The sequence below is a fragment of the Pedobacter indicus genome, assembly GCF_003449035.1.
Taxonomy (GTDB): Bacteria; Bacteroidota; Bacteroidia; order Sphingobacteriales; family Sphingobacteriaceae; genus Albibacterium; species Albibacterium indicum.
Genome location: NZ_QRGB01000001.1, coordinates 3,006,232 through 3,020,887, shown reverse-complemented (window position 1 = coordinate 3,020,887; position 14,656 = coordinate 3,006,232). Strand labels below are relative to the sequence as shown.

Sequence of the window (14,656 nt, the reverse complement as noted above, 5' to 3'; positions counted from 1 at the left end):
TAGGGTCTTCTTATACCAATGGTGTTCCGGTCATCGCTTCTGGGACGGGAGCGCCTAATAATTTCAAAATAGTAGGTGCAACGTCGCCGAGCTTGCCGTCTTTAATCGAATGATGATCCTTATCTATCAGGATGCAGGGAACAAGGTTCGTCGTATGTGCGGTATTCACCGAGCCATCTCCGTTTATCATAAATTCTGCATTGCCATGATCTGCAAGAATGATGAAAGAATAGCCGTTCCTCAATCCACACTCAACGGTCTGTTGGGCACATTGATCAACCTTTTCCACTGCTTTGACAACCGCTTCGAATACACCAGTGTGGCCAACCATATCTGGATTAGCAAAGTTAAGGCATATGAAGTCTGGCTGATTACTTTCGATGTCGGAGCAGATAGTGTCTGCTATACCCTGAGCGCTCATTTCAGGTTGTAAATCGTAGGTAGCAACCTTTGGTGATGGAATTAAGAGCCGTCTTTCGTTAATAAATTCCTTTTCCCGTCCTCCAGAAAAGAAGAAAGTGACATGCGGATATTTTTCGGTTTCTGCTATGCGTACTTGCGTTTTACCATTTTGTTCCAATATTTCGCCGAGAGTTTGCGTAATGTCATCTTTTTTGAAGACTACATTTATATTTGCAAATGTCTCATCGTATGTAGTCATCGTAACATAGTGCAGTGTTAATGGATGCATACCATATTCGGGTAGTGGTTTTTGGGTCAAGGCGGTTGTGATTTCTCTCGCACGGTCTGTCCTGAAATTGTAACAAATAACAACATCACCATCTTCAATCTTAGTGACTGGTTGGCCTGCTTGGTTCACTTTGACAATAGGTTTTACGAATTCATCTGTAACGCCGTTCTGATAAGATTTTTCGACCGCGGCTATGATGTCGGTGGTCGTTGCCCCTTTACCGTGAACAAGAAGATCATAGGCCTGCTGAACGCGCTCCCAGCGGTTATCTCTGTCCATAGCATAGTATCGACCGATTGCACTGGCGATCTCACCTGTACCAAGAGAGGATAAGTTTGTTTGCAGTGTTTCCAGGTGGCCTTTTCCAGAATTGGGATCCGTATCGCGACCATCCAAGAAAGCATGAATAAATACGTCTTGTAAGCCTGCTTCGGTCGCGGCTTTTACTAAACCTATCAGATGGTTAATGTGTGAATGTACACCACCGTCTGACAAAAGACCAATGAAATGTGTTTTTTTATGGTTGGCTTTGGCATAATTAAATGCTTCTACAAGAGTGTCATTGCTTTTTAGTTCGTCATCAATGATCGCCTTGTTGATCCGGCCAAGTTCTTGATATACAATTCGACCAGCTCCCAAATTCATATGTCCAACTTCAGAATTTCCCATCTGTCCGTCGGGTAAACCGACAAATTCGCCTGATGCCTGTAATTTTGAATTGGGGTATTTTTCTATTAGGCTATTAAAAAAAGGTGTTTGTGCTGCCTCTACAGCATTGCTTGTATCATGCTTACCATAACCCCAACCGTCGAGGATCATAAGCATTACTTTCTTATTATTTTGCATCTAGTTGTAATGTTTATAATGGCAAATCTACAAAATAATTAGGCGACTAGAATAAGAATCCACCGCGTTTTATAATTACTGGCATATTTTTGGTTCGAAAGAAATGGTTTAATAATTTTGACTATATATTAATTAGATATACATAATAAATGAAAGTTTTCTTTATAAAGGCGCTGTTGCTGTGTTTTTTTACGTTTTCGAACGTTGGAGGCGACATTATTGAAGAGATTTCTAGCTCTTTTCAGTCGGGCAACACCAAAGAAATATCCGAACATTTCGCGTCCACCATTAATCTTTCAATTTTAAATGACAGTAACGTTTACTCTAAAGTACAGGCCGAGATCATATTGAATAGTTTTTTGAACGCCCATGAACCACGTTCTGCAAAAATTATCCACCGCCTAAATAACAGTACAAGCTATAAACATGCAGTGATTGAATTGGCCACGAATAAGGGTAATTTCAGAGTTTCATACTCCCTCCGAGTTGATAGTAACAAAGCACAAATAGTTGAACTGAGAATTGAAAAGGCCGTTGACTAGGATAGTGATTTTGTAGAATAGCGTTGTTTTTCGAGGCAATTTATTATTTTTGACTCGAAAAATAATCGATATGGATCAAATAGGAAAGAGTGTTATTTATCAATTCGTCGAAATGGCGATCAGAGAAGATGTCGGTGATGGTGATCATACATCGTTATCTACGATACCGAAAGGAAGTACTGGGAAAGCATATATGTTAATAAAAGAGGCAGGGATATTAGCCGGTGTTAAAGTGGCTCTTGCTGTTTTTCATCAAATCGATCCTGCGTTGAAAATCAATCCCTTAATCGCTGATGGTAATCGGGTTAAGCCAGGAGATATTCTTCTTGAAGTAGAGGGTAGTGTGCATAGTATATTACTTGCTGAGCGACTTGTTTTGAACGTTATGCAGCGAATGAGTGGGATTGCGACGGTGACGAATCGGGTTGTTCAATCATTAGCAGGAACTAAGACTAAAGTGCTGGACACTCGTAAAACAACACCTGGGTTACGGTTTCTAGAAAAAGAGGCAGTTCGGATCGGAGGAGGTGTAAATCATCGTTTCGGTCTATATGATATGATTCTTATTAAAGATAATCATGTTGATTTTGCTGGTGGGATTAAAAAGGCGCTAGATGCCGCTAATGAGTATCGGAAAACGTTGCCAAAGAAAATTGATATCGAAATCGAGGTACGGAATCTTCAGGAACTGAACCAGGTTATTGATCATGGAGGCGTTGAAAGAATATTGTTAGATAACTTTGATCTCGATATATTGAAAGAGGCTGTTAAACTTGTCGACGGGAGATTTATTACTGAGGCATCGGGAGGTATTACCTTTGAAAACGCTTACGACTACGCTCTTTGTGGCGTAGACTATATATCAATGGGGGCTTTGACTCATTCCGTTAAAAGTTTAGATATTAGTCTTAAAAGTGATGCAAACAAGCCAGTAGATAAATGATATCTTTTGCTTCTATTCTAGCCTTATTAGCCGCTTACCTGTTTGGGTCGATACCTACTGCCGTGTGGTTAGGTCAATCTTTTTACGGAGTCGATGTCCGTGAATTCGGTAGCGGAAATGCAGGAGCAACAAATACGTTCAGGGTATTGGGGGCGAAGGCGGGTGTGGGCGTTATGGTTATCGATATTGCAAAGGGGTGGACGGCAACCAATTTAGCTTATTTTATCGGTGTTTCGGTGACGGGGCCCGAGAGTTCGATCCTCTTTATAAACTATCAACTTATTTTGGGCGTCATAGCGGTTTTAGGGCACTTGTTTCCTGTATTTGCGGGTTTCCGTGGAGGAAAAGGTGTAGCAACTCTTTTCGGGATGGTGCTTGCTATCCACTTCGGCGCAGCAATGATATGCGTAGGTGTGTTTCTTGTGGTGCTGATAACAACGAGATACGTTTCTCTTAGTTCGATCTCTGCAGGCTTTGCCTTTCCGTTCAGTGTTTCGTTTGTTTTCCATACCTCTGTGAAGTCGATACTACTTTATGGAATCTGCATCTGTGCACTTATTCTGATAACTCACCAGAAAAATATTGAGCGACTTCTCAAAGGCAAGGAATCAAAAGTTAATTTATTCGCAGGAAAATAATTTCTGCCGATTTCTAAGTGGCATATAAATTGCTTTTTTACTTTTTGAAAACAATTTAAATTTTAGGATGCAATGAAAAATATACAAAGGATAATTGGCAGTTTTTTATTAATTGGATTAATAAGCGCCTGTTCAACAGTGCCATTTACCGGTCGGAAGCAGTTGAGTCTTATTGACGATAGTGGATTAAGGGAGCAAGCTTCTTTGGCCTACAGGGATTTTCTAAATAGTCCGGAAACAACAGTCATTAAAGGAACGTCTGACGCGAATGAAGTTCAGCGTGTTGGTCAGCGGATTTCGAGAGCTATTACGACATACTTTAATGAAAATGGCATGGGTGATCAATATAATTTTGATTGGCAATTTGCTCTGGTAAAAGATAAAAATATAAATGCATGGTGTATGCCGGGAGGTAAGGTTGCTATCTTTACGGGGATTTTACCTGTTACGAAAAATGAGGCGGGGTTAGCTGCAGTAATGGGGCATGAGATTGCCCACGCGATTGCAAAACACTCGGCTGAGCGTGCATCGCAGATGGTTCTAGCCCAAGGGGGAGGCGCTGTTGTTGGTGTAGCCTCTTCCGGTCAATCACAAGCAACACAAGCTGTTGTTAATCAGCTGTACGGTATTGGTGGACAATTGGCTTTGCTAAACTATTCTCGTAATCAGGAATCAGAAGCGGATCGTATGGGGTTGATTTTTATGGCCATGGCAGGTTATAACCCGAATGAAGCTGCAGAATTCTGGACGCGTATGATGGATGCGAAAGAAGGAGCTGGAGCTCCACCTGAGTTTTTAAGCTCTCACCCAAGCGATGCTAGACGCATTAAAAATATACAAAAGCTGATTCCAGAAGCAATGGAATATTATAAGGCTAGGTAATAGCATTTTTTGAAAGCATCTGTCGTATGGCGGATGCTTTTAATAAACATTCATTGTACTCGTCTTCCTCAATAGATTGGGCGGTCACTGCTCCGCCGACATGAAATGATAGGTAATTTTCCTTGGTATTATATATTAATGTTCGGATCACGACATTAAAATCGAATTTTCCTTTTCCTTCAAAGTACCCGATCGAACCAGAATAGATTCCTCTTTTAGACTTCTCGTATTTTCCGATGAGTTCCATTGCACGAAGTTTCGGAGCACCTGTCATAGAACCTGGTGGAAACGTATTCGCAATTATGTTAGTCGAATCAATGCCGGACTTTGCTTTGCAGCTGACGGTAGAAATGAGTTGGTGTACCTGTTTAAAACTATAGACTCCCAACAGTTCATTGACTGTTACCGTGCCGGGTTGGGCACTGGCCGTAAGATCATTTCTGACAAGGTCAACAATCATAATATTTTCACTCTGTTCTTTAGGGCTATTTTTTAGCTTTTCGACAATAGCCTTATCCTCGTAGGGAGTCTTGCCTCTAGGTGCGGTGCCCTTAATAGGCTGGGAGATAATTGTATTATGATTGTGATATAAAAAGCGTTCAGGTGATGCAGAAATCAACGAAATATCATCATATTTGAAAAAACAAGAAAACGGTGTTGGCGAAATAGCATTTAACTCGATGTAGGCAGCAAAAGGGTCTAGGCTGGCATTTTCTGCATAAAACTCCTGACAGAGGTTCACTTCGTAGATATCACCTCTTAAAATATGCTTTCGTAAGGCATTAAAAGCATTGCGATAATCGTCGCGACTCATGCATGGTTGAATTTTCCCTTGAAAGTTGACCTTTTGATATTTAATCGGAGTTTCTTCAATTTTTTGAACAACCGAATTTGGGTCAGCCGCATGTATGATAACTGTTTTTTCGGTGATATCAAGCAGGATTTTGGGAACAAAGAAAAATATATGTCTATCGTACGAAAAATAACCGGGGATGAACGTGTTTGGATGTCTATCTATGAAATGTTCTAGTTCCTTTATTTTTTCATGATCATTTGATTGATAACGGTCTTTTTCTCCGATAGCAATTCGTAATGCAAAGGATCCATAGGGGTCAGAATACCCATTAGAATCCATTATGCATACGGTAGAAAAAGAAGAAGCCCATAAACGGGCTTTTTCTTTAAATAAATTAATGTCGTTGGGTTCGTAAACCACTGGTAGTTATTTTAAAACCAAAGTTTGCACCCGATCAGGACCCACAGAAAGGTAACGAATCGGAACCTCGAGTTTGTCCTCTAAATAATGTATATAAGACTGTAGAGCTTCTGGTATTTCATCTTTGTTGGTTACTTTTGTGATATCTTCTTGCCAGCCTGATAGGTTTTCAAAGACCGGAACCGGTTGTTCAGTGATAATATCATAAGGCATGTAATCGATTTTATTGCCGTTGTGGATGTAGTGTGTACATACGCTGATTTCTTTGAAACCACTCAACACATCGGCTTTAGTCATAACTAATTCGGTGACACCATTCAACATGATAGCATAACGTAACGCCGGAATATCAATCCAACCAGTTCTACGAGATCTACCTGTCGTCGCACCAAACTCATGGCCGATTTGTCGTAGTTCTTCTCCTATCTCATCGTCCAATTCTGTAGGAAATGGACCACCTCCAACGCGTGTGCAATAGGCCTTAAAGATGCCAATTACCTTGCCAATTGTTTTTGGAGCAATTCCAAGACCTGTACACGCCCCAGCTGATGTAGTATTTGATGAAGTTACAAAAGGATAAGAGCCAAAGTCGATATCTAAGAGTGTTCCTTGAGCTCCCTCAGCTAAGACAGATTTGCCTTCCTTTAGGTATTTATTTACCAGATGCTCACTATCTACGTGAGGTATTGATTTTAAAAATTCGATTGCTTCGAAGAAAGCGGTTTCCTTTTCCGAAAAGTCCGGTATCTCTCCATAATGAGATAGAATCGATTGGTGTTTTTCTACCAGACGCTGATAACGTTCCTTAAAATCCCTTAAAGTTGTGTCACCTACACGCAATCCATTCCGGCCGGTCTTGTCCATATACGTTGGTCCAATCCCTTTTAGTGTAGAACCGATCTTATCGGCTCCCATTTTAGACTCAGAGGCGGCATCTAATAGTTGATGTGTCGGTAGTATCAGGTGTGCCTTTCTCGCGATGACTAGGTTGCCCGTACTGATGGGATCGTAACCACTCTTCTTTAGATTGTCTATTTCTCTTTTTAATATAATTGGGTCAATGACTACACCATTTCCAATTAGGTTTAATGTCTTTCGATTGAAAATGCCAGACGGAATGGTATTCAATACATATTTTTGATCATCGAACTCCAATGTATGTCCTGCATTTGGACCACCTTGAAAGCGCGCAATCAGATCGTATTGAGAACAAAGAACGTCAACGATTTTTCCTTTACCTTCATCGCCCCATTGAAGACCCAAAAGTATATCAACTTGCATAGTTATTTGAAATAGAGAGTGAGAATTATATATTTTAAATAATAAAGATTACGTATAGGCTCGAGAAGAGGTTTTTTCTAATGAGTTTTCTTCTCGTTTCGCACGCTTGGTGGCACATGAACTACATACACCATAAAGGTTTAATGAATGATGTTTAATGTCAAAGTTGAGCAACTCACCAATCATTGTTTGAATTTGATGGATGCGCGGGTCGCAAAACTCAACAACTTTGCTACACTCAATACAGATGACATGGTCATGTTGCTTAAACCCGTAGGATTTTTCGAACTGTGCCATGTTCTTTCCAAACTGATGTTTCTTAACCAAATCACACGAAACCAATAATTCTAGCGTATTGTAAACAGTTGCTCTGCTGACACGATATTTTTTATTCTTCATGTGGATGTAAAGAGATTCCACGTCGAAGTGATCATTACGGGAGTAGATTTCTTCCAATATGGCAAAGCGTTCAGGAGTTTTTCTCAAGTTCTTATTCTCAAGATAGGCTTCAAAAATCTTCTTTACAACTTGAAATGAGTCTTGCTTAGTCATTTGTTTTTGTTAAAAAGTCAAATTTACCCAAAAAAAATTGAAAATGTGAATGTTCGGGTAATTGTGATTTCGTTTTTTCTTTAGACGGTCATATTGTGACATTACTGTGTTATCACCTCAGATTCAAAACGATTCACTGCAGTGATGCCTTTAATTTGTTTTAACCTCTTAATTAGTGCTTCCAAATGCTCGGTACTGTTCACAAAGATCATAATTGACCCTTCGAAAATACCCTCATTACTAGAGATCGTGATTGATCGGATATTGATTTTAAAGTCCTCAGAGATCACCTTTGTAATCCGATTTACTAAGCCGACATCATCAATGCCGACAATCGATAAGCCAGTTAGAAACGCAAGTTCTTTTTGTGAGGTCCATTTAGCCTTTACAATACGGTATGCGTAGTTTGCCATTAAACTTGCGGCGTTTGGGCAATTACTTCGATGGATTTTAATTCCATCACTCACCGTTACGAAGCCAAATACGTCATCACCTGGAATTGGGTTGCAACAAGGAGATAGCGTGTAATCTATTTTTTGAAGTTCATCACCGATGAGTAGTGTCTCTTGACCCTTCTTGTTGATTTTTTTTACTAACCCCTCAACGTGTGAGTTGAAATGATTGAGTCCCAGTTCATTTGACTTTTCAGAGACAGCGAATTCTTTCAAATCTTTTATGTCGATCTCTTCTTTAGCAACGTTGTAGAATAAATCTTGAGTTGAGGGAAGTTTAAAATAATACGCTAGCTTATTGAGATTGTCCGTGTTATATGTGATTTTGAGCGACTTTAGTTTTCTCTCTAGAATTTCTTTTCCATCTTCTGCAACACGTCGTTTTTCTTCTTTTAACGAAGATTTAATTTTTGATTTTGCTTTCGCTGTTTTAACGATATTTAACCAATCTTCTTTTGGAGTTTGCTTGGTAGAAGTTATGATTTCAACCTGATCCCCATTCTGAAGAATGTGCGAGATAGGGACAAGTTTATGATTTACTTTTGCCCCTATACAACTGGCTCCGAGGTCTGAATGAATTTCAAACGCAAAATCCAATGCGGTCGCTCCTTGGGGTAATTGTATCAGAGCTCCCTTTGGTGTAAAAATAAAGATCTCATCTGAAAAGAGATTCATTTTGAAGTCTGCCACAAAATCAAGTGCATTACTTTCCGGATTGCTAAGAATATCGCGAACTTTTTGTATCCATTGATCCAATCCGTTGTCTGAGTTCGATTCTTTGTATTTCCAGTGGGCGGCAAAACCTTTTTCGGCAATCTCATTCATTCGTGTTGTTCTTATCTGAACCTCAACCCATTGGCCTTTCGGACCCATAACTGTTGTATGCAAAGATTCGTATCCGTTGCCTTTAGGCGATGAGATCCAATCTCTCAATCGATCCGGATTTGGTCTGTATAAATCAGTCACGATTGAATAAGCTTTCCAACAATCTGCTTTCTCAAACTCGGGTTTGGAGTTAATAATAATCCGGATAGCAAAGAGGTCGTAGACTTCTTCAAATGGTGTTGACTTTTTTCGCATTTTATTCCAAATGGAATGGATGGATTTTGGTCGGCCAAAAATGTGTGCGTCAAGTCCTTGTTCCTTTAATATTTCTTCTATTGGCTCAATGAATTCAATGATATATCTTTCACGTTCAGCCTTTTTTTCATTCAGTTTTTTTGCGATAAACTTGTAAGTATCCTGATCGGTATATTTCATCGAAAGATCTTCCAATTCCGATTTGATAGCATACAAGCCTAATCGATGGGCAAGAGGGGCATATAAGTAACTAGTTTCTGACGCGATTTTAAGTTGTTTGTCTCGTGGCATGAAATCCATCGTCCGCATATTGTGTAGACGGTCTGCTAACTTGATCAGAATAACTCGGACATCGTCTGCCAAGGTCAGTAGCATTTTTCGGAAATTTTCTGCCTGAATGGAGCTATTGGGGTCAAAAATTCCAGAGATCTTTGTTAGTCCATCGATAATTTTACTCACTTTCTTCCCAAAAATCAATTCAATGTCTAAGAGAGAGACATCGGTATCTTCAACAACATCATGTAGTAGAGCACATACAATAGATGTTGTACCAAGACCTATCTCCTCTGCCGCAATTTGAGCAACGGCGATTGGATGATATATATACGGTTCTCCAGATTTTCTACGCATATCTTTATGGCTTTCCAATGCCATATCGAATGCTTTACGTATCATCTGCTTATCTCCTTTTTGAAGGGTAGGTTTGCAGGCTCTTAAAAGAGCACGATATCGTTTTAGAATCTCCTTCTTTTCCGCTTCTAAATCGATTACTATTTCCTTCATATATAACTTCTGTTTTTCGTCTTTGTATAACAGCCTCAAAGGTATTTATTATCTTTTAAAAGAAATTTTTTATAACTTTATTTCTGATTTGGGCTTAGTTAAATATATGAAATATTTGGCACTTTTTTTAGTTTCTTCCTTAGTTTTTTTGGGTGCAAACCTTTATGCTCAGGATTCCGAATCTCGTTTAGATGCGGGGCAAATCCCGATAAATGTTCCTACTACCATGCTGGACGGAGAGAAGGTTCCTTGGATTCTTTTGCGTGAAGTAAATATATACGGTCGTAGAACCTTTAAAACCGAAGCAGATCGAAAAGCTTATAACCGTCTGAAATATAATGTTCTTAAGGTCCTTCCTTATGCAAAAATTGCACAAGAGAAATATGAGCAGCTTCATCGGGACCTTGCTTTAACCGATAGTAAAAAGGAACAGAGAAAATTGGTGAGGCAGTGTGAAAGTGAGATAAAAGAAATGTTTAATAAAGAAATTAAAAACATGTCTGTTTCTCAAGGAGCGATTCTGTTGAAATTGATCGACCGCCAAACGGGTAATTCTAGTTATGAGGTAGTTAAGGAGTTAAGAGGAGGTGTTCCTGCTTTTTTCTACCAGTCACTGGCAAAGGTTTTCGGACATAATTTAAAAAGCGAATATAGTCGAAGCGAGGACCGAGATATTGAAAATATCATTCGTAATGCCGAGCGCGGTAGTTATTTCTATTATTAACATTCTTAAATCTTTTAGTTCTTATCTTACCGAAGTGGATTGCTAATAAGAACTGATAATACACAATTAAAAAATGGAATCTGAAAACAAAGATAAGCTTGATTTATTGGTGATAGTGGTGCATCCGGATGATGCAGAACTTGGCTGCGCAGGCACAATCCTGAAAGCCGTTGATTCAGGGAAACGAGTGGGTGTAGTCGATTTAACGCAGGGGGAATTAGGCACACGTGGTACAGCAGCTACTCGCTTTGAGGAGGCGGCAAAAGCGTCACAGCTTTTAGGGATTGTTGTTCGGGAAAACCTAAAGATGCGTGATGGTTTCTTTCAAAATGATGAAGAACACCAACTTAAAGTTATAGAGGTAATAAGACGTTATCAACCTGAGATTATTATTACAAATGCACTGGAAGATCGTCATCCTGATCATGGCAGAGCTAGCAAATTGGTGAATGATGCTGTTTTTTTATCGGGTCTACGACGAATTAGCACAAGTTACGAGGGCATGGAACAAGAGCCTCACCGTCCGAGATTGCTTCTAGGGCTGATTCAAGACCGTTATATTAAACCTGATATCGTTGTGGATATCAGCGAATATTGGGAAGAGAAGATTGCAGTGATACAGGCTTTCAAAAGTCAATTCTTTAATTCTGATTATCAGGTAGAAGAGCCTCAGACTTACATATCTCGTCCAGAGTTTTTGAAAGCAATTGAAAGCCGGGCAATTGAATATGGGAAAGATATTCATGTAAGTCATGGTGAGGGCTTCACTTGTAGCAGATATTTGGGAGTAAATAGTCTCTTTGATTTGCTGTGATCGCTAATCATCTCAAACACTGACGCTCCACTTATTATAAATATTAAATGATAAAGTCATGGCAAACCCCTTTTCAAAGATTAAGAACGCATTTAAGCTATTACATCAGATTGATTTTGATAAGCTAGACAAATTATCCGCGAAAGTTGATTTGCCGAAAGCGCTTGATGGTTTTTCGAAATTAGATGACGGCCAGCTAGCTGCTCTTATGAAGATGCTTAATGCGGATAAAAAAGAACGGGTACTTCCGGGCATTAATGGCGACTTCTATGAGATTCATTTACGTCTCACAGACGAAGAACGAGCTATCCAATTAAAAGTGCGTGACTTTATGGAGACTGAGATTAAGCCCTTGGTTAATCGTTATTGGCTGCGTGATGAATTTCCATTCGAAATCATACCTAAATTTGCCGAACTGAATCTTTGCGGGGTAACCTATGAAGGCTATGGTTGTCCTAATCTTTCGTTCCTTATGGAAGGGATCATTGCTATGGAGATGGCCAGGGTAGATTCGTCAATAGCAACATTTTTCGGGGTCCAAAGTGGTCTGGCTATGGGTTCAATATATATGTGTGGCTCTGATGAACAAAAAAATGAGTGGCTCCCCTCAATGCAGAAACTTGAAAAAATAGGTGCCTTTGGTTTAACCGAGCCAGAAGTCGGATCAGGTGCGGCCGGCGGGCTCACTACGACATGTAAAAAAACAGATGACGGGTGGGTTTTAAATGGGCAAAAAAAATGGATTGGAAATGCTCCCTTTTCCGATGTTACTATTATCTGGGCGAGAGATGTTGACGATAATCAGGTTAAAGGGTTTTTGGTAAGAAAAGACAACCCCGGTTATGAGGTAGAAAAGATGAAAGGGAAAATGTCTCTCCGTATTGTACAAAATGGTTTGATCACCATGAAGAATTGTTTAGTTCCTGAAGCCGATCGTATGCCAAAGGCTAATTCTTTTAAAGATACAGCTAATGTTTTGAGAATGACACGTGCTGGTGTTGCATGGATGGCAGTCGGATGTGCAAGAGGTGCATATGAGAATGCATTAGACTATACTCGGAAACGTGAACAGTTCGGTAAGCCGATAGCATCTTTTCAGTTGATTCAGAATCATTTAGTAGAAATGCTATCTAATTTAACATCGATGCAAACGCTAGTGTTCCGCCTTTCTGAATTACAGGATCAAGAATTGCTTAAAGATGAACATGCGTCACTAGCTAAGGTGTTTTGCACTTTACGGATGCGTGACATAGTTAGTAAAGCACGTGAGGTGATGGGAGGGAACGGGATTTTACTTGAGCATGATGTCGCTCGTTTTGTAGCTGACGCTGAGGCTATTTACTCTTATGAAGGTACAAAAGAGATCAATTCGCTAATTGTCGGTAGAGCGATAACTGGGTTTAGCGCTTTTGTTTAAGAATGGTCACATGTTCCCGTGAACATGCGACACTCTTTAGTTACTTGTAGTAGTTTTCCCCACTGCATTTTTTTGGAATACCCATATAGCACTATACTGTGTTGTATCGTAATAAGGAGGTTGCAATGAAAGTTTTTCAGGTGCGCCTTGCTTGGCATCAAAAAAGAATATCTTAGTTGTTCCGTGCTCTGTATGAGGCATTGAGCTTCCGTAAGAATCAAAGTCAGCCACGAGCGGACTATCTACTTTAACAGCATAGATTCTAACTACGGGACCAGAATTGTTTTCATTGCGATTGAAAGCTACTTCAGTAAAGCCTCCACGGATTTCTTTTGTATTTGTTAGCAATGAAGAATCGCTAACAACAATATATAAGACAATTAATACGATAATCCCCAACCAAATGAGTCTTTTTTTGTTTACTTTATTCATAAAATGTTAATTGATACGCGTTGATCCTCATTCAAGATTAACCAAGACTTTGCGTATAATTGCTATTCCCAAGTCAATCTCTTTTTCCTGAATAATAAGTGCCGGTCTAAAGCGAATTGATTTTTCACCACACCCTAAGAATAAGGCATTTTCCTTCAGTGCTTTTTGAATGAACCTATCCCTAATTTCTTTTGATGGGAAATCAAATGACACTAATAGTCCCCGGCCACGCACATTGGAAACAAGTTCTGAATGATTAGCCAAATCGCTAAGCTTTTGTAGTAAATATTTACCTACTCGCTCAGCGTTTTCCACAAGTCGGTCCTCTTCTATAATTTGTAAGACCTTTGTTGATCTGACCATGTCAGCCAAGTTCCCGCCCCAAGTAGAATTAATCCTTGAAGATACCCTAAATACATTGTTCTTAATTTCATCAATCCGTTCTCCCGCTAAGATACCGCACACCTGCATCTTTTTCCCAAAAGCCAATATGTCTGGTCGTGCGTTTGGGCCAAAGTGTTCAAAACACCAAAACTTACCTGTTAGGCCGACACCAGTTTGTACCTCATCATAAATCAAAAGTGCTTCTTTCTCATCACAAATCTGCCTGATTGCTTCAAGAAATTCTTTTCTGAAATGCTTGTCGCCTCCTTCTGAAATAATGGGTTCAATCAGAATTGCACAAATATCATCTTTATTTTCGTTGAATGCATCTTCAATTTCCGCCAATGTGGCATTCTCTGATTTTTTTACATTGGTCAGATTCTCTTCAGTGAGAGGGAAGCTAATTTCAGGAGAAGAAACCCTCGGCCAATTAAACTGTGCGAACCACTTCGTTTTGTCTGGCAATGTGTTCGTTAAGCTCAATGTATAGCCACTTCGCCCATGAAAGGCATGTTTAAAGTGGAGAACTTTAAAACCTTTCGCTTCTTTATAACCTTTTTCAAAATTTTTTTGAACTTTCCAGTCCATCGCAGTTTTGAGAGCATTTTCTACGGCCAGCGCACCTCCAGAAATAAAAAATGCATGGGGCATAAATGACGGGATTCCCACCCTAGAGAACGTTTTTACAAATTCAGCAAACTCTTGTGTGTATACGTCGGAGTTAGAAGGGTTACTCATAGCAGCCAGAAGTAGACTTTCTTTAAAAGGCGCATCATTTACCATTTTAGGGTGGTTATATCCTAAAGGAACAGATGCGAAGCAAGTAAAGAAATCAAGCAGTTCACGGTCGTTTTTCGAATCATGGATATAGACTCCATGGCTGCGTGCCATATCGAAGGTGAGATCATAGCCATCTGCTAAGATGTGACGGGATAATGCGTTTTGAACTTGATCGGGTGTTACGGAGAGCTTGTACATA

The 14,656-nt window shown here is 39.7% G+C and carries 14 protein-coding genes; 7 read left to right on the top strand and 7 right to left on the bottom strand.

All coding sequences use genetic code 11. The features are described 5' to 3' along the window. Positions 1-10 precede the first annotated feature (10 nt). Positions 11-1,516 carry a 2,3-bisphosphoglycerate-independent phosphoglycerate mutase gene (gpmI, locus tag D3P12_RS13315; RefSeq protein ID WP_245977452.1) on the bottom strand — a complete coding sequence of 502 codons (1,506 nt, stop codon included), beginning with the start codon at positions 1,514-1,516 and terminating at the stop codon, positions 11-13. Between the two features lie 170 nt (positions 1,517-1,686). Here gpmI and D3P12_RS13310 point away from each other — a divergent pair, with 170 nt between their 5' ends. From D3P12_RS13310 to D3P12_RS13295, 4 genes are all read left to right on the top strand, one after another. Further along, positions 1,687-2,079, top strand: coding sequence for a DUF4783 domain-containing protein (locus tag D3P12_RS13310; protein WP_118196275.1), 393 nt, complete (start codon positions 1,687-1,689; stop codon positions 2,077-2,079). Between the two features lie 70 nt (positions 2,080-2,149). Beyond that, entirely contained in the window at positions 2,150-3,022 is an 873-nt protein-coding gene (nadC, locus tag D3P12_RS13305) for a carboxylating nicotinate-nucleotide diphosphorylase (RefSeq protein ID WP_118196273.1), read from the top strand. Continuing rightward, positions 3,019-3,660: a glycerol-3-phosphate 1-O-acyltransferase PlsY gene (plsY, locus tag D3P12_RS13300; protein WP_118196271.1), complete on the top strand. Its 642-nt coding sequence runs from the start codon at positions 3,019-3,021 to the stop codon at positions 3,658-3,660. The genes nadC and plsY overlap by 4 nt, the downstream gene beginning before the upstream one ends. Before the next feature lie 72 nt (positions 3,661-3,732). Further along, positions 3,733-4,542, top strand: coding sequence for a M48 family metallopeptidase (locus D3P12_RS13295; RefSeq protein WP_118196269.1), 810 nt, complete (start codon positions 3,733-3,735; stop codon positions 4,540-4,542). Here the strand turns inward: D3P12_RS13295 and D3P12_RS13290 are convergent. The 4 genes from D3P12_RS13290 to D3P12_RS13275 all read right to left on the bottom strand — a co-directional run bounded on the left by D3P12_RS13290 (position 4,535) and on the right by D3P12_RS13275 (position 9,906). Further along, the gene (locus tag D3P12_RS13290) at positions 4,535-5,677 is read right to left on the bottom strand and encodes an anthranilate synthase component I family protein (protein WP_118196268.1); all 1,143 of its coding nucleotides are present in this window, start codon (positions 5,675-5,677) and stop codon (positions 4,535-4,537) included. The genes D3P12_RS13295 and D3P12_RS13290 overlap by 8 nt on opposite strands. 87 nt (positions 5,678-5,764) lie before the next feature. Then, on the bottom strand, positions 5,765-7,039 hold the full coding sequence (locus D3P12_RS13285; RefSeq protein WP_118196266.1) for an adenylosuccinate synthase: 1,275 nt from the start codon (positions 7,037-7,039) through the stop codon (positions 5,765-5,767). A 48-nt stretch (positions 7,040-7,087) separates the two neighbouring features. After that, the gene (locus D3P12_RS13280) at positions 7,088-7,591 is read right to left on the bottom strand and encodes a Fur family transcriptional regulator (protein ID WP_245977451.1); all 504 of its coding nucleotides are present in this window, start codon (positions 7,589-7,591) and stop codon (positions 7,088-7,090) included. A 101-nt stretch (positions 7,592-7,692) separates the two neighbouring features. Next, positions 7,693-9,906 (bottom strand): RelA/SpoT family protein, encoded by a 2,214-nt coding sequence (locus D3P12_RS13275; RefSeq protein WP_118196264.1) that lies wholly within the window; start codon positions 9,904-9,906, stop codon positions 7,693-7,695. A gap of 106 nt (positions 9,907-10,012) precedes the next feature. On the opposite strand from D3P12_RS13275, the gene D3P12_RS13270 reads away from it, so the two are divergent. The 3 genes from D3P12_RS13270 (at position 10,013) to D3P12_RS13260 (ending at position 12,861) form a co-directional block, all read left to right on the top strand. Then, the gene (locus tag D3P12_RS13270; protein WP_118197105.1) at positions 10,013-10,630 is read left to right on the top strand and encodes a DUF4294 domain-containing protein; all 618 of its coding nucleotides are present in this window, start codon (positions 10,013-10,015) and stop codon (positions 10,628-10,630) included. 73 nt (positions 10,631-10,703) lie between these two features. Next, positions 10,704-11,444 (top strand): bacillithiol biosynthesis deacetylase BshB1, encoded by a 741-nt coding sequence (bshB1, locus tag D3P12_RS13265; protein WP_118196262.1) that lies wholly within the window; start codon positions 10,704-10,706, stop codon positions 11,442-11,444. Between the two features lie 58 nt (positions 11,445-11,502). Continuing rightward, the gene (locus D3P12_RS13260) at positions 11,503-12,861 is read left to right on the top strand and encodes an acyl-CoA dehydrogenase family protein (RefSeq protein WP_118196260.1); all 1,359 of its coding nucleotides are present in this window, start codon (positions 11,503-11,505) and stop codon (positions 12,859-12,861) included. 36 nt (positions 12,862-12,897) lie between these two features. Here D3P12_RS13260 and D3P12_RS13255 read toward each other — a convergent pair whose 3' ends face one another. Next, positions 12,898-13,293: a hypothetical protein gene (locus D3P12_RS13255; protein WP_118196258.1), complete on the bottom strand. Its 396-nt coding sequence runs from the start codon at positions 13,291-13,293 to the stop codon at positions 12,898-12,900. Between the two features lie 27 nt (positions 13,294-13,320). Next, positions 13,321-14,655: an L-lysine 6-transaminase gene (gene lat / locus D3P12_RS13250; RefSeq protein WP_118196256.1), complete on the bottom strand. Its 1,335-nt coding sequence runs from the start codon at positions 14,653-14,655 to the stop codon at positions 13,321-13,323. Position 14,656: the final 1 nt, after the last annotated feature.